Origin of the sequence: Streptacidiphilus melanogenes, from assembly GCF_000787835.1 — a bacterium.
In the GTDB taxonomy this organism is placed as follows: Bacteria; Actinomycetota; Actinomycetes; order Streptomycetales; family Streptomycetaceae; genus Streptacidiphilus; species Streptacidiphilus melanogenes.
This window is the reverse complement of record NZ_BBPP01000041.1, coordinates 61,694-78,406: the sequence shown is the minus strand read 5'-3', so window position 1 is coordinate 78,406 and position 16,713 is coordinate 61,694. Positions and strand designations below refer to the sequence as shown.

Annotated in this window: 17 protein-coding genes; 3 read left to right on the top strand and 14 right to left on the bottom strand. The window is 69.7% G+C overall.

The genetic code is table 11. From position 1 onward, the window contains the following. The 5 genes from TR49_RS31630 to TR49_RS41905 form a co-directional block, all read right to left on the bottom strand. Positions 1 to 217: hypothetical protein (locus TR49_RS31630; protein ID WP_042387656.1), on the bottom strand; the 217-nt coding region annotated here is incomplete at its 3' end. 201 nt (positions 218 to 418) lie between these two features. Continuing rightward, positions 419 to 1,222 carry a TIGR03936 family radical SAM-associated protein gene (locus TR49_RS31625; protein WP_042387653.1) on the bottom strand — a complete coding sequence of 268 codons (804 nt, stop codon included), beginning with the start codon at positions 1,220 to 1,222 and terminating at the stop codon, positions 419 to 421. A 97-nt stretch (positions 1,223 to 1,319) separates the two neighbouring features. After that, complete coding sequence (locus tag TR49_RS31620) at positions 1,320 to 1,754, bottom strand: PIN domain-containing protein (RefSeq protein ID WP_052434805.1); 435 nt, start codon at positions 1,752 to 1,754, stop codon at positions 1,320 to 1,322. Then, on the bottom strand, positions 1,730 to 1,972 hold the full coding sequence (locus TR49_RS31615) for a type II toxin-antitoxin system VapB family antitoxin (RefSeq protein ID WP_042370475.1): 243 nt from the start codon (positions 1,970 to 1,972) through the stop codon (positions 1,730 to 1,732). The genes TR49_RS31620 and TR49_RS31615 overlap by 25 nt, the downstream gene beginning before the upstream one ends. 1 nt (position 1,973) lies before the next feature. Further along, positions 1,974 to 2,492 carry a CGNR zinc finger domain-containing protein gene (locus TR49_RS41905; protein WP_084725632.1) on the bottom strand — a complete coding sequence of 173 codons (519 nt, stop codon included), beginning with the start codon at positions 2,490 to 2,492 and terminating at the stop codon, positions 1,974 to 1,976. A gap of 93 nt (positions 2,493 to 2,585) precedes the next feature. Between TR49_RS41905 and TR49_RS31610 the strand changes: the two genes are divergently transcribed. Together TR49_RS31610 and TR49_RS31605 are read left to right on the top strand one after the other, a co-directional pair. Then, entirely contained in the window at positions 2,586 to 2,951 is a 366-nt protein-coding gene (locus TR49_RS31610) for a VOC family protein (protein ID WP_042387650.1), read from the top strand. A gap of 170 nt (positions 2,952 to 3,121) precedes the next feature. Further along, positions 3,122 to 4,270: a GDSL-type esterase/lipase family protein gene (locus tag TR49_RS31605; protein ID WP_084725631.1), complete on the top strand. Its 1,149-nt coding sequence runs from the start codon at positions 3,122 to 3,124 to the stop codon at positions 4,268 to 4,270. A 72-nt stretch (positions 4,271 to 4,342) separates the two neighbouring features. Here TR49_RS31605 and TR49_RS31600 read toward each other — a convergent pair whose 3' ends face one another. After that, on the bottom strand, positions 4,343 to 6,271 hold the full coding sequence (locus tag TR49_RS31600; RefSeq protein ID WP_042387648.1) for a TIGR03960 family B12-binding radical SAM protein: 1,929 nt from the start codon (positions 6,269 to 6,271) through the stop codon (positions 4,343 to 4,345). A 114-nt stretch (positions 6,272 to 6,385) separates the two neighbouring features. Between TR49_RS31600 and TR49_RS31595 the strand changes: the two genes are divergently transcribed. Next, a complete protein-coding gene (locus TR49_RS31595; RefSeq protein WP_042387645.1) occupies positions 6,386 to 7,393 on the top strand; it encodes an adenosine deaminase in 1,008 nt (335 codons plus the stop codon). 176 nt (positions 7,394 to 7,569) lie between these two features. On the opposite strand, the gene rodA is transcribed toward TR49_RS31595, so the two are convergent. The 8 genes from rodA to folC all read right to left on the bottom strand — a co-directional run bounded on the left by rodA (position 7,570) and on the right by folC (position 16,509). Beyond that, on the bottom strand, positions 7,570 to 8,775 hold the full coding sequence (gene rodA / locus TR49_RS31590; RefSeq protein WP_042387643.1) for a rod shape-determining protein RodA: 1,206 nt from the start codon (positions 8,773 to 8,775) through the stop codon (positions 7,570 to 7,572). Between the two features lie 73 nt (positions 8,776 to 8,848). Beyond that, positions 8,849 to 11,053, bottom strand: coding sequence for a penicillin-binding protein 2 (gene mrdA / locus TR49_RS31585; RefSeq protein WP_063770222.1), 2,205 nt, complete (start codon positions 11,051 to 11,053; stop codon positions 8,849 to 8,851). Between the two features lie 51 nt (positions 11,054 to 11,104). Beyond that, positions 11,105 to 11,821, bottom strand: coding sequence for a rod shape-determining protein MreD (mreD, locus tag TR49_RS31580; RefSeq protein WP_042387640.1), 717 nt, complete (start codon positions 11,819 to 11,821; stop codon positions 11,105 to 11,107). A gap of 4 nt (positions 11,822 to 11,825) precedes the next feature. Beyond that, positions 11,826 to 12,776 carry a rod shape-determining protein MreC gene (gene mreC / locus TR49_RS31575; RefSeq protein WP_042387637.1) on the bottom strand — a complete coding sequence of 317 codons (951 nt, stop codon included), beginning with the start codon at positions 12,774 to 12,776 and terminating at the stop codon, positions 11,826 to 11,828. Between the two features lie 78 nt (positions 12,777 to 12,854). Further along, a complete protein-coding gene (locus TR49_RS31570; protein WP_042370503.1) occupies positions 12,855 to 13,880 on the bottom strand; it encodes a rod shape-determining protein in 1,026 nt (341 codons plus the stop codon). A 286-nt stretch (positions 13,881 to 14,166) separates the two neighbouring features. After that, positions 14,167 to 14,589 (bottom strand): nucleoside-diphosphate kinase, encoded by a 423-nt coding sequence (gene ndk / locus TR49_RS31565; protein ID WP_042387634.1) that lies wholly within the window; start codon positions 14,587 to 14,589, stop codon positions 14,167 to 14,169. A 109-nt stretch (positions 14,590 to 14,698) separates the two neighbouring features. Beyond that, positions 14,699 to 15,049, bottom strand: coding sequence for a DUF4233 domain-containing protein (locus tag TR49_RS31560; RefSeq protein ID WP_042387631.1), 351 nt, complete (start codon positions 15,047 to 15,049; stop codon positions 14,699 to 14,701). Between the two features lie 119 nt (positions 15,050 to 15,168). Then, positions 15,169 to 16,509 carry a bifunctional tetrahydrofolate synthase/dihydrofolate synthase gene (gene folC, locus TR49_RS31555; protein WP_152627550.1) on the bottom strand — a complete coding sequence of 447 codons (1,341 nt, stop codon included), beginning with the start codon at positions 16,507 to 16,509 and terminating at the stop codon, positions 15,169 to 15,171. Positions 16,510 to 16,713 lie beyond the last annotated feature (204 nt).

Sequence of the window (16,713 nt, the reverse complement as noted above, 5' to 3'; positions counted from 1 at the left end):
TCTGAGCGGTCTCGGCACCTGCCACTGCGGCGGTGACGTTCGCGCTCGGCGCGGCGGCCTCGGTGGCCTGCGGCTCGGAGGCGGCTGCCTCCCCGACCGGGGGGCCAGCCGGGCGGCTGGCGGCGCGGCGGCGGCGCGGAGCGGCCTTGGGGGCCGCTGCCTGCGTGTCGCTCTGGTCGCGCCGTTCGTTGGATTCGTTGTCGGTGATGTCGGGCATGCGGGCGGTTCTCCCGTCACGCCCCCGGGCGCCGCGCCGGTGAGGCGGGCGCCGCACGGGGGCTCGCGTATGTCGTCGTGGCACCCCCACGAGGCTCGCGGGCGTGCCGAAGTCTTCTGGTCGCACCCCTCGACCCGGCCCCGGATGGCTCCCAGGGCGCCGGTCGGGCGTCGGCGACGCCGCGTCGCCGACCGATCGCCGCTACGCGAACTGCGGCCCGGCCGCCTCGGAACTGTGGGTTCCAAGGGCCGCAGCCGCGTCGCGGTCGGACGCGAACGGGTCGGTCACCGCGCCGGACTCCTCGTCGAGCGGCCCCTGCGCCAGCCTGGTCACCCCAGCGGGGACCGGCAGCGCGAGGTCGGCCGTCGCACGAAGCCCGGTCAGGACGTCGTCGGGTCGGACGGCGGGTGTGGCGTGCCGAACAACCAGCCGCAGTATCGCACAGGCGCGGCCTGCAGGGATATCGGTCGTACTTTCCGGTAGGGCGGTGCCACCCGCGTCCACCTGCGCATCCACGACCTGCAGCGAGATCACCGCGCCGCGCGCGTCGAAGCTGCGCAGGCCGTTCTTGGTCTGCCGTTCCACGGTGACCTCGTCGGCGGCGAGGAACCCGGCGACGGCGGCACGGGCGACGTCCTGCTCGACGCCGTCCAGCTTCAGCTGCCAGACCGAGGCCTGGAGCCGCTCCATGAAGTCCTTGCCCTGCGCCTCGACGGCGTCGATCACGTCCAGGCCGGGCGGCAGCGACTCGTCGAGCTGCTTGCGCAGCAGCTCCGGGTCGCGATGCTCGGCGAGGGCCAGCTCCACGTACTCGGCCTCGCTCGCGGCGCCGGTGGGCGCGGCGTTCATGAAGCTGATCCTGGGGTGGGGGGTGAAGCCGGCGGAGTAGGCCATGGGGACGGCGGAGCGCCGCAGGGCGCGCTCGAGGGCCCGCTGGAAGTCGCGGTGGCTGGTGAAGCGGAGGCGCCCGCGCTTGGTGTAGCGGAGACGGATCCGCTGGACCACGGGTGCGGGCGGCGGACCATCGGGCGTGCGGCGTGCCAGTGCGCTCAGTCCTTCGGGAGTAGGGGCGGTTGTGCGCCTACAAGGGTACGCGGGCGCGTCAGGGGATGGATCCGGGCTCGGCGAGCCAGCGGGTGGGCAGGCCGGTGAGGCCGCCCAGGGTCTCCAGGTCCGTGTCGTAGTGGAGGAGCGTCAGGCCGTGGTGGGCGGCCGTGGCCGCCAGCAGCAGGCCGGCCGTGCCGACGAGGCGCAGGGCGCCCCGCCCCGCGTCCTCCGCGAGCCGCTCCTGGTAGTCGAGGGCCCGGCGCAGGGCCTTCTCGGGGATCGGCCACCAGGTGTAGAGGGCTTCGACGCCGGCGCGCATCCGGGTGAACTCCTCGCCGGAGCGGGCCGTGCGGAGCAGTTCCAGCCGGGTGACGTCACAGATGCCGACCTGGCCGGACGCGGTCTGCTCGCGCCAGTGCTCGATCACGTCGGGGCGCATCATGCGCCCGACGGCCGAGGTGTCGATCAGGAAGCCGCCTGCTCCGGCCAAACCCGCGCACCCCCCTGGCGTCCCTGACGCTGCATGGAGTCGTCGAAGGCCCCGCACTCGAACAGCTGGATCATCTGCTCCAGAGCCCGCTCACGCTTGGCCCGTGCCCCTATCTCCCGGAGTGCGGCATTGACCGTGTCCTTCTTGGTCTTGGTGCCGAGCACCTCGGCTGCGAACGCCAACGCCTCTTCGTCCAGGTCGATCAGGGTCTTGGCCATGCTATTCAGCATATTCGGCCGGAGGTACTGCAGAAACATTTCCTCTGGCCCGATAAGCACGCATCTTCGCACGACTTCCACATACGGCCATGCTGCACCAGCGACCAAGCCCGGCCGGAGAACGATCGTAGTAAAGCCAGCGGCAGGATTCGTCGGCGCACGCCTTCAGCCGCAGCCAGTCCTTTCCGGAAGCCGCGACGGCGGCTGCGACCTGCGCGAACAGCAGCTCTGTCGGTGGAAGTCCGGGGGCCGGGACGAGTTCCGCCTCCCCGTCGGGGCGGAGTGCGAGAACAAGCGGAGCGGTGGCGAGCTCGCCTTCGAATATCTCAATCAACTCCGAAGTCATATTCATGCCGCCATGCGCCATACATATAAGCCGCAGCAGCTCCCGGAAGGCACGGACCCGCTCGACCTCGACGCCTTCGCCCACGAACGCCTCCAGACCGTCCGCACCGCTCTCGACGTCGAGGGTGTTGACGAGGTCCTGGACGAACCGCAGCGGCTCCGGGGCGTCTCCCATGCTTGCGATGTTACCGATAGTGCGGCAGCATCCGGTAACGCCAGCAGTTACCTCTGGACCGCTTCTTGCGGTAACGCTCACGGGAGGCACGACATGATCGGCACACTGCGCGCCTACGCACTCGACTGTCCCGACCCCCTGGCCCTGGCCGCCTTCTACGCCGAGCTGGTCGGCGGCAAGGTCGTCGACGAGGGCGACGGCTGGGTGGAGCTGGTCGGCGACCACAGCACGAAGCTCGCCTTCCAGCTGGTCGAGACGGAGGCGTTCCGCGCCCCGGCCTGGCCGGGGCAGGACGTCCCGCAGCAGGCGCACATCGACATCGGCGTCACCGATCTCGACGCCGCGCAGGCGCAGGTGCTCGCGCTCGGCGCGACACTCCTCGAGGACTGGGCGGGCACCAAGTCCTGGCGGGTCTTCGCGGACCCGGCCGGCCACCCGTTCTGCCTCTGTGCCTGCTGAGGCCGGACGCGTTCCGAATTTCGCTACGGAAAGGGGCGTAATTGCCACGCGCCCCTTTCCGGACGACTCCTCAAGAAATAAGTGCCGTAGTTACCTTGCGGTAGCAATCAGCCGTGTGCCAGATTCTGCGCACCGGCCGGTGAACCCCAACCCTCACCTGGAGTTCACCCATGATTGGCTCCGCCAGAGGGATGCGACTCGGCGTCGCGTCCCTGACCCTTGTTCTCGCGTTCTTCAACGGAAGCGGCACCGCGCATGCGGCCGTCACCGGACCGACCGCCGTCGTCTCCATGGGCGACAGCTACATCTCCGGCGAGGCCGGACGCTGGCTCGGCAACAGCGACGACTACTCGGGAAGCCGTGACGGCACCGACCGCGCCTATGTGGGCGGCAGCTACCAACCCACCGTCGTCTACGGCCCGACCTACAACAGCGGCTGCGACCGCTCCGACACCGCCGAGGTGAACAGCGCGCCGGGCCTCGCCCAGTCCACCCGCGTCAACATCGCCTGCTCCGGCGCCACCACGGCCGACGTCCTGCGTGCGGCGGACGGCGGACAGTCCTTCAAGGGCGAGGCTCCGCAGGCCGACCAGCTGGCCCAGATCGCCGCGACCGACGACGTGCAGACGATCGTGCTCTCGATCGGCGGCAACGACCTCGGCTTCAGCGACGTGATCACCACCTGCGTCGAGGACTACGAGATCTGGTACAGCTACTGCAACCCCTCCGAGCAGCAGGCCATCGCCTCCGCACTCCCCGGCGCGATGGCGAACGTGGGGAAGACCATCGACTCCGTCAACGCGGCGATGGCCTCCGACGGCTACGCGCCCGGCAGCTACCGGATCATCCTCCAGTCCTACCCCTCCCCCATCCCCCGCAGCGGCGAGAACCGCTACTCCGAGAGCGGCTGGTCCCGCACCGACACCGGCGGCTGCCCGTTCTGGAACGGCGACTCCGACTGGGCGCGGGACACCCTGATCCCCGAGATCTCCTCGGCCCTGCGGGGCGTCGCCGACGCCAAGGGCGTCCAGTTCCTCGACCTCGAGAACGCCCTCCAGGGCCACGAGGTCTGCTCGACCCACGACCAGCTCGCGACCTCCTCCCAGCCGCCCTCCCCCGCGACCAGCGAATGGGCCCGCTTCCTCACCACCGGCGCCACCCAGGGCACCGAACAGGAGTCGTTCCACCCCAACGCCTACGGCCAGCAGGCCCTCGGCCACTGCCTCTCCCTCATCACCGCCCAACCCTCCGGCGACTGGTCCTGCACCGACACGCCCGGCCAGGGCCCGTCGGCGATGAGCCTCAGCCGACTGTCCTGACCCCACCCCCGAACAACGACGAGCGGCCCTGCCGGAAGGCAGGGCCGCTCGTGGTGTGACGCGGTGCGGGCGCTACTGGTTGACGACCGTCAGCGGAAGCAGCTTCTTGCCCGTCGGGCCGATCTGGATCTCGGTCTGCATCTGCGGACACACGCCGCAGTCGAAGCACGGCGTCCAGCGGCAGTCGTCGACCTCGACCTCCTCGAGCGCGTCCTGCCAGTCCTCCCAGAGCCAGTCCTTGTCGAGGCCGGAGTCGAGGTGGTCCCAGGGGAGGACCTCCTCGTACTGGCGCTCGCGGGTGGTGTACCAGGCGACGTCGACGCCGGCGCCGGCCAGGGCCTTGTCCGCGCAGCGCATCCAGCGGTCGTAGGAGAAGTGCTCACGCCAGCCGTCGAAGCGGCCGCCGTCCTCGTAGACGGCGCGGATGACCGCGCCGACGCGGCGGTCACCGCGGGAGAGGAGGCCCTCGATGATGCCCGGCTTGCCGTCGTGGTAGCGGTAGCCGATGTTGCGGCCGTACTTGCGGTCGCCGCGGATCGCGTCGCGCAGCTTGATCAGGCGTGCGTCGGTCTCCTCGACGCCCAGCTGCGGGGCCCACTGGAACGGCGTGTGCGGCTTGGGCACGAAGCCGCCGATGGAGACGGTGCAGCGGATGTCGTTGGTGCCGGTGACCTCGCGGCCCTTGGCGATGACGTTCTTCGCCATCTCGGCGATCTGCATGACGTCGTCGTCGGTCTCCGTCGGCAGACCGGCCATGAAGTAGAGCTTCACCTGGCGCCAGCCGTTGCCGTACGCGGTGGCGACCGTGCGGATGAGGTCCTCCTCGGACACCATCTTGTTGATCACCTTGCGCAGGCGCTCGCTGCCGCCCTCGGGCGCGAACGTGAGGCCCGAGCGGCGACCGTTGCGGGAGAGCTCGTTGGCGAGGTCGATGTTGAAGGCGTCCACGCGGGTCGACGGCAGGGACAGGCCCACCTTGTCGTCCTCGTAGCGGTCGGCCAGGCCCTTGGCGATGTCGCCGATCTCGGTGTGGTCGGCCGAGGAGAGCGAGAGCAGGCCGACCTCCTCGAAGCCGGTGGCCTTCAGGCCCGCCTCGACCATCTCGCCGATGCCGGTGATGGAGCGCTCGCGCACCGGGCGGGTGATCATGCCCGCCTGGCAGAAGCGGCAGCCGCGGGTGCAGCCGCGGAAGATCTCCACCGACATGCGCTCGTGGACCGTCTCCGCCAGCGGCACCAGCGGCTGCTTGGGGTAGGGCCACTCGTCGAGGTCCATGACGGTGTGCTTGGACACGCGCCACGGCACGCCGGGACGGTTGGGCACGACGCGGGCGATGCGGCCGTCCGGCAGGTACTCGACGTCGTAGAACCGCGGGATGTAGAAGCCGCCGGTACGCGCCAGGCGCAGCAGCACCTCGTCGCGGCCGCCGGGGCGGCCCTCGGCCTTCCAGGCGCGGATGATCTCCGTCATGTCGAGGACGGCCTGCTCGCCGTCGCCGACGACGGCCGCGTCGAGGAAGTCCGCGATCGGCTCCGGGTTGAACGCGGCGTGGCCGCCGGCGAGGACGATCGGGTCCTCGTCGGTGCGGTCGGCCGCGAGCATCGGGATGCCGGCGAGGTCGAGCGCGGTGAGCATGTTGGTGTAGCCGAGCTCGGTGGAGAAGCTCAGGCCGAACACGTCGAAGGCCTTCACCGGGCGGTGGGCGTCGACGGTGAACTGCGGGACGCGGTGCTCGCGCATCAGCGCCTCGAGGTCCGGCCAGACGCTGTAGGTGCGCTCGGCCAGGACCCCCTCGCGCTCGTTGAGCACCTCGTAAAGGATCATGACGCCCTGGTTGGGCAGGCCGACCTCGTACGCGTCGGGGTACATGAGGGCCCAGCGGACATCGCAGGCGTCCCAGTCCTTGACGGTCGAGTTGAGCTCGCCGCCGACGTACTGGATCGGCTTCTGGACGTGCGGGAGGAGGGCCTCCAGGCGCGGGAAGACCGACTCGACAGGCATGAGAGGCAAGGACTTTCGTGTGGACGCCGGGGTGACCCTCAAGGTTACCGCAGGGACTAAGGTAAGTGGTTTGACCCGAATGTCCCGTACAGCTCACTTCAGAGGTAGCGCACCGTGTCACCGATTCCCAAGGCGGAACTGCACCTGCACATCGAGGGCACACTCGAGCCCGAACTCGCCTTCGAGCTCGCGCACCGCAACGGGGTGGACCTGCCGTACGCGGACCCGGAGCAGCTGCGTGCCGCCTACGCCTTCACCGATCTGCAGTCCTTCCTGGACCTGTACTACCAGCTGATGGACGTGCTGCGGACCGAGGACGACTTCACCGCACTGGCCGAGGCCTACCTGGCCCGCGCTGAGGCGGCGGGGGTCCGGCACGCGGAGATCTTCTTCGACCCGCAGGCGCACACCTCGCGGGGCGTGGAGCTGGACGCGGTGGTCCGCGGCCTGCGGCGGGCCATGGACGCGGCGGCGGAGCGGCACGGCATCAGCACCAAGCTGATCATGTGCTTCCTGCGGGACCTCCCGCAGGAGTCGGCGCTGGCGACGTTCGAGGCCTGCCGGCCGTACTTCGGCGTGGCGATCGACGGCGTCGGCCTGGACTCGGCCGAGGTCGGTCACCCGGCGTCGAAGTTCGCTGACGTCTTCCGGCTGGCAAGGGAGGCCGGCCTGCGGCTGGTCGCCCACGCGGGCGAGGAGGGCGGCCCCGAGTACGTGCGCGAGGCGCTGGACGTGCTGCGGGTCGAGCGGATCGACCACGGGATCCGGGCGATCGAGGACCCGGAGTTGGTGGAGCGGCTGGTCCGGGAGCGGATCCCGCTGACCGTCTGCCCGTTCTCGAACGTCCGGCTGCGCTGCGTGGACACCCTCGCCGACCACCCGCTGCCCGCGATGCTCGCGGCGGGCCTGCTGGTGACCGTCAACTCCGACGACCCGGCGTACTTCGGCGGGTATGTGGACGAGAACTTCGCGGGGATCCGCGCGGCGCTGGGGTTGACGGACGACCAGCTGCGGCTGCTGGCGCGGAACTCCTTCGAGGCCTCCTTCCTGGAGGAGGACGAGGGTCGGCGCAAGAAGCTGCTGGCGGAGGTCGACGCGTACCGGTTCCCGGAGCGGGGCTGACCTCCCGCCCCGGGCGACGCCCGGGACGCGGCGAAGTCGTCGGTCCCTCATGGAAAGCGAACGTGGCCCATGCGACCGATTCTCGATCGCATGGGCCACGGGAGTTCCCAGGCCGAAGCCGTGCAGCTGCGGACTCGCTCCGTCGCCCTACCGGAGGGTTCCGCGCACGAGAGGCGTCAGCCCGCTATCGACCGTTGCATCTTGACCGACTGCAGCAACCCGATGCCGATCCAGATCGCGAACATCGACGACCCGCCGTAGCTGACGAACGGCAGCGGGATGCCGGCCACCGGCATGATGCCCAGCGTCATGCCGATGTTCTCGAAGCCCTGGAAGGCGAACCAGGTCACCACGCCCGCGGCCAGGATCGTGCTGTAGAGGTCCGTCGCCTCGCGGGCGATCCGGCATGCGCGCCAGAGGATGACTCCGAGCAGGCCGATGATGACCATGCCGCCGACGAAGCCGAGCTCCTCACCCGCGACGGTGAAGACGAAGTCCGTCTGCTGCTCGGGGACGAACTGTCCGGTGGTCTGCGTGCCGTGGAAGAGGCCCTTGCCCAGCAGGCCGCCGGAGCCGATGGCGATGCGGGCCTGCGCGGTGTTGTAGCCGACGCCGGCCGGGTCGAGCGTCGGGTCGGCGAAGGCCGCGAACCGGGCGATCTGGTACTGCTTCAGGATGTGCAGCTGGACCACGGCCGTGGCGCCCATCGCGCCGACCACGGTGAGGCCGGCGAGCCAGCGCCCGGAGGCCCCGGAGCTGAGCAGCAGGCCGAGGATGATGACGACCATGACCATGGTCGAGCCCAGGTCCGGCATCATCAGCACGATGCTTATCGGCACCGCCGCCAGGCCCAGCGCCTGGAGGATGGAGCGGGTGTTGGGCCGCTGCATCTCCCCCGCGTCGACGCGGGCGGACAGTATCGTCGCGCAGATCAGGATGATGGAGATCTTGCAGAACTCCGAGGGCTGCATGGAGAAGCCGCCGCCCAGGACGATCCACGAGTGCGCGCCGTTGACCGTCGAGCCGAGCGGGCTCAGCACGGCGAGGACGCCGAGGATCGACAGGCCGTAGATGAACGGCACGGCGGTGCGCAGCCGGTGGTGACCGAGCAGCACCACGCCCGTGCACAGACCGATCCCGATGGCGAGGTTCACCAGGTGCCGGACCAGGAAGTACTGCGGGTCGCCGTGGTTGATCTCGACCCGCGAGCGGGTCGCGGACCACACCAGCAGCGAGCCGATGCCGGAGAGCGCGAGCGCGGCCAGCACCAGGATCCAGTCCATCCGCCGGAACGGGGAGTCCCGCTCCAGCAGCCGTGCCATCCCGTCCCGACGCGGCTTGTACCGGGGGGTGGACCAGCTCGGACTCGTCAGGCCGCTCATGCGTCCCCCTCGCTTCGCTCGGCGGCCGCCTCGCGGGCAGCACACCTCCTCTTGGTGATGTCGCTTCGCTCGATCACGTGTCGGCCCTCCTCTCGGGCGCGAGGGCGACGATGTCGAACGCGGGCAGCACCGGGGCCTGGCGGTCCGGCGTGGAGGCCAGCGGCGGCAGCTGCACGGTGTAGTCGACCGGGCTGGTGACCGTGCCGTCCGCGTGGAAGTTGGGCAGCTGGTTCTCCGCCGGCGGGTGGATCGCCTTGCTCGGGTCGATCGAGTTGTTCGCCTGGATGCCGTAGAGCGCGTTGTAGATGTTGCGCACGGCCGGACCGGAGCCACCGGAACCCGTACCACCCTGGGAGATCGTCATCACGATCGCGTAGTCCTTGGTGTACGTGTCGAACCACGACGTGGTCTGCTTGCCGACGACCTCGGCGGTACCGGTCTTGGCGTGCAGCTGGATCTTGTCCTGCGGCCAGCCCTGGAACTTCCAGGCGGCGGTACCGCTGGTGACGACGTTGGCGGTGGCCTGGTCGATGTAGTTGATCATCTTCGGGGTGTCCGGCAGGCGGCCCTGGACGACCGGCTTGACCATCTGGACCGACTTGCCGCCGGGGCTGACGATCGCCTTGGCCAGCTCGGGCTGGTAGAGCGTGCCGCCGTTGGCCAGAGCCGAGTAGATCCGGGCCATCTGGATCGGGGTGACCAGCGTGTCACCCTGGCCGATCGCGTAGTTGACCTCGTCACCGGCTCGCAGCGTGGCGAAGTCCGCGCAGTCCTCGGTGGCGATGGCCTTGAGGTAGGCGTCGGTCTCCGTCTTGGCCTGCCGGCACCAGATGTCCTTCATGGCGTTGTAGTAGTCCACGTGCCACTGACGGTCCGGCACCCGGCCCTTGACCTCGCCCGGCAGGTCGACGCCGGTGAGGGCGCCGAGGCCGAACTGGTGGGCCGTCTTGTACAGCCAGTCCTTCGGGTTCTTCGGCTTGGTGCCGCCGTCCTTCATCCACTGCTGGTAGGCGATGTTGTAGAAGACGGTGTCGCAGGAGACCTCGAGGGCCTTCGACAGGTTGATGGCGCCGAAGTTCTCACCCTCGAAGTTCTTGAACACGCGGCCGCCGATGGTCATCGACGAGGTGCAGGGGAATGTCGAGTCGAAGCCGTAGCCGGCGTTGAGGGCGCCGGTGGTGCTGACCACCTTGAAGGTCGAACCCGGGGCGCTCTGGCCCTGGATCGCCCGGTTCAGCATCGGGTAGTCGGACGACGTGCTGTTCAGCGCCGCGTAGTCCTTCGCCGAGATGCCGCCGGACCAGATGTTCGGGTCGTAGGTCGGGGCGCTGGCCATGGCGATGATCGCGCCCGTGTGCACGTTCATGACGACGACGGCGCCCGAGTCGGCCTTGAAGTTCTCGTGGGTGACCGGGTCCCAGGTCTTGCGCAGGGTGACCATCGCCTGCTGGAGCTGCTGCTCGGAGATGGCCTGGATACGCGCGTCGAGGCTGGTCACCACCGAGTCGCCGGGGACCGCGGCGTCACCGCCGGCGGTGCCGATGACCCGGCCGAGGTTGTCGACCTCGAGGTTGCTGGTGCCGTTGGAGCCGCGCAGGTACTTGTCGTACTGGAACTCCAGTCCGGCCCGCCCGACCTGGTCGGAGGGCGACAGCGAGGACTTGCCGCTGGAGTCGGTCGCGGCGTTGATCTCGTCCTGGGTGACCGGGGAGAGATAACCCAGTATCTGCGCCGCGTTGGCCTTGTCGGGCGCCGGGTAGGTGCGCACGGCGGCCGGGGTGGCGGTGACGCCGGGGAAGTCCTCCTGGCGCTCCATGATCTGCATGGCCTGCTGGGTGGTGGCGGTCTGGGTCACCGGGATCGGCTGGTAGGGCGAGCCGTTCCAGCACGGCGCCGGTGTCTTGGCGTCGCAGAGCCGGACCTTGTCCTCCACCTGCTGCGGACTCATGCCGAGCACCTGCCCGAGCCGGGTCAGTACGGCCACGCCGCCGTCCTTCTGCCCTATCAACGAGGTGCGGGAGACGGAGACGACCAGCTTGGTGGTGTTGGTGGCCAGCGGCACGCCGTTGGCGTCGAGGATCTCACCGCGCACAGCCGGGACGACCACCGTGCGGATGTGGTTGGACGAGGCCTGCTGCTCGTAGGAGGCCCCGTTGCGGATCTGCAGGTACCAGAGCCGGCCGCCGAGCGTGCCGAGCAGGGAGAGGACCAGTACCTGGAGCACCAGCAGCCGGCCGGTGATCTTCCGGGTGCGGCCCGTCTCCGGGATGTTGCCCACGGGTTTCCCCTCCTGGCTTCCGCTGGGTCGAGTACAGCCGCTCGCGCGGCGTCAGTTCTTGAGGGACTTGCCGGCGAGGCGGCTGAGTTTGCCGCTCCGGCTCGGCTTGGTGGAGGCGCCGGAGCCCGGACCGAAGCCCGGAACGGTGCCGAGACCGGCCGTACCGCCGGTGCGGGTGCCCCGGTCGGCGAAGAAGGTGCCGCGGCGGTTCAGACCGATCCGGCGCGGCTTGGGCGCGGGCCCCTGCCCGGCGCCGCCGGCGGCCGGGTCGGTGACGGTGCGTCGGGCCAGCGCCATGACGCCGGGCACGACGAACGGCGCGAGCAGCACGTCGTAGATGAGAGACGAGACCAGCAGCCCGGTCAGCCCGACGTGCCGAGCGGCGGTGTCGCCGACCAGCGCGCCGACGCCGGCGTAGAGCAGCGTGGAGCCGACGGCTGCGCCGGCGACGACCATCAGCGGCGTCAGCACCGAACGCAGGTGCCCCGTCTCCGGCTTGAGCAGGCCGGCCACATAGCCGACGACGCACAGCACCAGCGCGTACCGGCCGACCGCGTGGTCGGACGGCGGCGCGAGGTCGATGAAGAGGCCGCCGAAGAAGCCGATCAGGCACCCGGTGACGTGCCCGTAGACCAGCGCGAGGCCGATCACGACGAGCAGCAGCAGGTCCGGGACCGCGCCGGGCAGGCCGAGCCGGGCCAGGATGCTGACCTGGACCACCATCGCGCCCACGATGAGCCCCGCGGAGAGCAGGAAGCGCTGGATCATGCCGTCACCTCTTCTTCGTCGCGGCGCCGGACGGCGTGGCGGACGCCGAGGCCGAGGGGCTGGGCATGCTCGACGGTGCGGGGGCGGGCGCGGCGGGCTTGGGCGGCAGCACCGCGAAGCGCGGGTCCGTCGCCGGCGGCTGCACCACGACGCCGACCAGGTCCAGCTTGGTGAAGCTGACGAAGGGCTGGACCAGCACCGTCTTGGTCAGCTCGCCGGGGGTGTTGACGATCTGGGTGATCGTGCCGAACGGGACGCCCGGCACGAACGGCTTGTCGCTCTCCGAGCCGAAGGTGACCAGCCGGTCCCCGACCTTCGCGTTGGCGTGCCCGTTGAGCAGCTCCACCCGCATGGGGGCGTCGCCCTCGCCGGTGCCGAAGCCGACCTCGCCGCTGGTCTCCAGCCGGGCGCCGACGGTGAACCGCGGGTCGACCGCGAGCAGCACGGTGGAGGTGGTCGGGGCGACGGTGGTGACCCGCCCGACCAGACCGTCGCCGTTGATGACGGTCATGTCGCGCTGGATGCCGTCGTTGCTGCCGATGTCGATGGTGACGGTCCAGGAGAAGTTCTGGCTGGACCCTATGGCCACCACCTGCGCCACCTTGATGGTGTACTGACCGGCCCCCGCGAGACCGAGCAGCTTGCTCAGCTGGCCGTCGCGGGACTTCACCAGGTCGTTGGAGGACAGCTGCTGACGCAGCAGCTCGTTCTGCTGCTCCAGCGCCCGGATCCGGTCGGCCTGGCTGCCGGAGTCCCGCAGCGAGTGCAGACCGTCCGCGACCGGGCTGACCACCCGCGAGACCCCGCTCTCCACCGGCCCGAAGAGCGAGGCGGCGGCGGAGCGCGGGCCGTTCAGCGGCGAGTCGTCACCCCCGTGGATGTCCACGGTGATCAACGCGAACGCGACCGCCACCAGCAGGATCAGCAGGAGTCGGCTCTCTCGTGTGTCCCTCACGATTCTCGGCGGAGCCCTTCAAGTCGTACCGCGGGATTATCAACGACAGAACATGAGCGGATTGGCTGTGCTGGGGGATCAGCGGCGCGGCTGGGCGTCGAGGACCTGCTGGAGCGCCTCGAACTCCTCGACGCACTTGCCGGAGCCGAGCGCCACGGAGTCCAGCGGGTTCTCGGCGATGTGCACCGGCATGCCCGTCTCGCGGCGCAGCCGCTCGTCGAGGCTGCGCAGCAGCGCGCCGCCACCCGTGAGAACGATGCCGCGGTCCATGATGTCACCGGCGAGTTCCGGCGGGCACTGGTCCAGCGTGGTCTTGACGGCGTCGATGATGGTGTTGACCGGCTCCTCGATCGCCTCGCGCACCTCGGCGGCGGAGATGACGACCGTCTTGGGGAGCCCGCTGACCAGGTCGCGGCCGCGGATCTCGCTGTGCTCCTCGTTGTCCCCCTCGACGGGGTAGGCGGAGCCGATGGTCATCTTGATCTGCTCGGCGGAGCGCTCACCGAGGAGGAGCGAGTACTCCTTCTTGATGTGCTGGATGATCGCGTTGTCCAACTCGTCGCCGGCCACCCGGATGGACTGCGCGGTGACGATGCCGCCGAGGGAGATGACGGCCACCTCGGTGGTGCCGCCGCCGATGTCGACGACCATGTTGCCGGTGGCCTCGTGGACCGGCAGGCCCGCGCCGATCGCCGCCGCCATCGGCTCCTCGATGATGTGCACCTGGCGCGCGCCGGCCTGCGCCGACGCCTCGATCACGGCACGGCGCTCGACGCCGGTGATGCCGCTGGGCACGCAGACCACGACGCGCGGCCGGGCCAGGTAACGACGGCGGTGGATCTTCAGGATGAAGTAGCGGAGCATCCGCTCGGTGATCTCGAAGTCGGCGATGACGCCGTCCTTCAGCGGGCGGATGGCCACGATGTTGCCGGGCGTGCGCCCGATCATCTTCTTGGCCTCGGCGCCGACCGCGAGAATTCCGCCGGTGTTCGTGTTGACGGCCACCACTGACGGTTCGTTGAGGACGATCCCTCGGCCCCTGACGTACACCAGCGTGTTGGCTGTACCGAGGTCCACAGCCATGTCACGGCCGATGAACGACATGTTGTTCGCCATGGGGTGGGGGCCTTCCCGGGCTCGCGGTTTGGGGGGCGACGGCAGCGGAATGCGGGCGTTACGCCGACTCACTGGCCGTCAGTTGCTGACCATGAACGACCATGAACGAGGCTGCCGTCGGGCAGTCACCATGGTAGCGACGGGATCTTTATCGCCATTGTCCGTGCAGACGATCGGATATCCCGCCATTGGGACGCCGTGTGTCGGCGTTCGGTTCTCCACGGTCCGGGTACGGACCGTGGAAATTCCGTGAGAAAGGTGTGCGCCGGGTGCGTCAGGCGTGACCGGGGAAGAAAATCTTGATCTCGCGCGCCGCGGACTCCTCGGAGTCGGAGGCGTGGATCAGGTTCTCCCGGGTGATCGTGGCGAAATCGCCACGAATGGTGCCGGGGCCGGCCTCGAGCGGGTTGGTCTTGCCGGCGAGGAGACGGATCCCCTCGATGACGCTCTCACCCTCGACGATCATGGCAACGGAGGGACCGGAGGACATGAAGCCCATCAGCGGCTCGTAGAACGGCTTGCCCACGTGCTCGGCGTAGTGCTGCTCCAGCGTCGCGCTGTCCAGGGTGCGCAGCTCCATGGCCGCGATGCGCCAGTTCGCCTTGCGCTCGATGCGGGAGACGATCTCGCCGATCAGGCCCCGGGCCACGGCGTCGGGCTTGAGCAGGATCAGCGTGCGCTGGGACGTCGAGGACATGGGACGGCTCCCGGAGTTTCGTGATGTGATGATCGACACGAGACTACCGGAGTGGTGTCTCATCCTTTGCAGCGGGAGCCCTATTGGATTCACCCGCCGGGGGGCTGTGCTACGCCTGTGCGGCGGCGGCAGGTTCCGCTGCCCGGGCCGCCTTGATGACGTCGATCTTCCGGCCGTAGTGGACGGACGCCCACCACAGACCGGCGAAGATCACGCCGAGGCCGTACATCATGCCGACGATCGCGCCACTGGCGATGAGCGCGATCTGCAGCGCCCACCCGATGGTGACGGCACCGCGGCGGTTCAGCACCCCGCACAGGAGCACGCACAGCACCATCGCCGCACCCGACACCGACCACAGCGTCGCCGACGAGACATGCGAGAGCCGCATCGCGACGAGCGCGGCGAAGCCGATGACCATCGCTTCGCTGATCAGTGTGGAGGAGCAGAGGGTACGCACGAGAGCAAGCTTAAGGGGCACGGGTCGCACGGCTTCCCGCGCCCCCCTGTCGGCTCAGAGTGTCCGCTCAGCGCTTGCCCAGCAGGCTGCGTCCTGTTTCCTGCCCAGCAGGCTGCGTCCTATTTCCTGCCCAGCAGGATCCGCGCCTCGCCGATGGTGATGATGGAGCCCGTGACCAGCACGCCCGCGCCGCCGAGGTCGCCCTCCTCCTCGGCGAGGGTGACCGCGGCGTCGATCGCGTCGTCGAGGCGGGGTTCGACGTGGACGCGGTCCGCGCCGAAGACCTCGACCGCGAGTTCGGCCAGCCGGTCGACGTCCAGCGCACGCTGCGTGCTGTTCTGGGTGACCACGATCTCCGCGAGGACCGGCTCCAGGGCCTCGAGGACGCCGAGGACGTCCTTGTCGCCGCTCGGCGAGAAGACGCCGACCAGGCGGGTGAAGCCGAAGGACTCGCCGATCGCCTCCGCGGTCACCTGCGCCCCGCCCGGGTTGTGGGCGGCGTCCAGGACGATGGTCGGGCTGCGCCGGACGACCTCCAGCCGGCCCGGCGAGCTGACGCCGGCGAACGCCGCGCGGACCTTGTCGATATCCAGCGGCTCCTGGTGCGCGGCGCCGACGCCGAAGAAGCCCTCGACCGCGGCCAGCGCGAGCGACGCGTTCTGCGCCTGGTGGGCGCCGTGCAGCGGGATGAAGATGTCCTCGTACTCGTGGCCGCCGATCCCCCGCAGGGTGATCATCTGGCCGCCGACGGCGAGGTCGCGCCGCAGCACGCCGAACTCCAGGCCCTCGCGGGCGACCGTCGCGTCGATCTCGACCGCGCGGCGCAGGATCACCTCGGCGGCGTCCAGCGGCTGCTGGGAGACGACGGCGAGCCCGCCCTTCTTGATGATCCCGGACTTCTCCCCCGCGATCGCGGCGTGCGTGTCGCCGAGGCGGTCCATGTGGTCCAGCGAGATCGGGGTGATCACGGAGACGACCGCGTCGATGACGTTGGTCGCGTCCCAGGTGCCCCCTATCCCGACCTCCACGACCGCGACGTCGACGGGCGCGTCGGCGAAGCAGGCGTACGCCATCGAGGTGACCACCTCGAAGAAGGACATGGGGACCGGCTGCTGGGCGTCGACCATGGCGACGTACGGCTTGATGTCCTCGTACGTCTGCACGAACAGCTCGGGGCTGATCGGCTCCCCGTCGAGGCTGATGCGCTCGGTGATCGACTCGACGTGCGGGCTGGTGTAGCGGCCGGTGCGCAGCTCGAAGGTGCGCAGCAGCTGCTCGATCATGCGAGCCGTACTGGTCTTGCCGTTGGTGCCGGTGATGTGGATGGAGGGATAGGACCGCTGGGGCTGGCCCAGGATGTCCATCAGCGCCCTGATCCGCTCCAGAGAGGGATCGATCTTCGTCTCCGGCCACTTGGCGGCCAGTTCCGCGGCTACCGCGGTCAGCTCAGTGTCGCTCACGGCGCAAGTGTACGGATGTTGCGAGCCGGCGCTCCCGCAGGTAGTTGCACGATTCAGGGGCGCGGGGCTCTGCTGATCCGGTGCTCCGCCGCGCGGGCGCGAGAAGGGATGCCTACGCTCCCGCAGCACCCGGCAAACGCCAAGGGGCGCCGGGAACTCCGCGACAAGCCACCGAGGTGGTGTGTCGCTGAGCGAGCAGGGCCA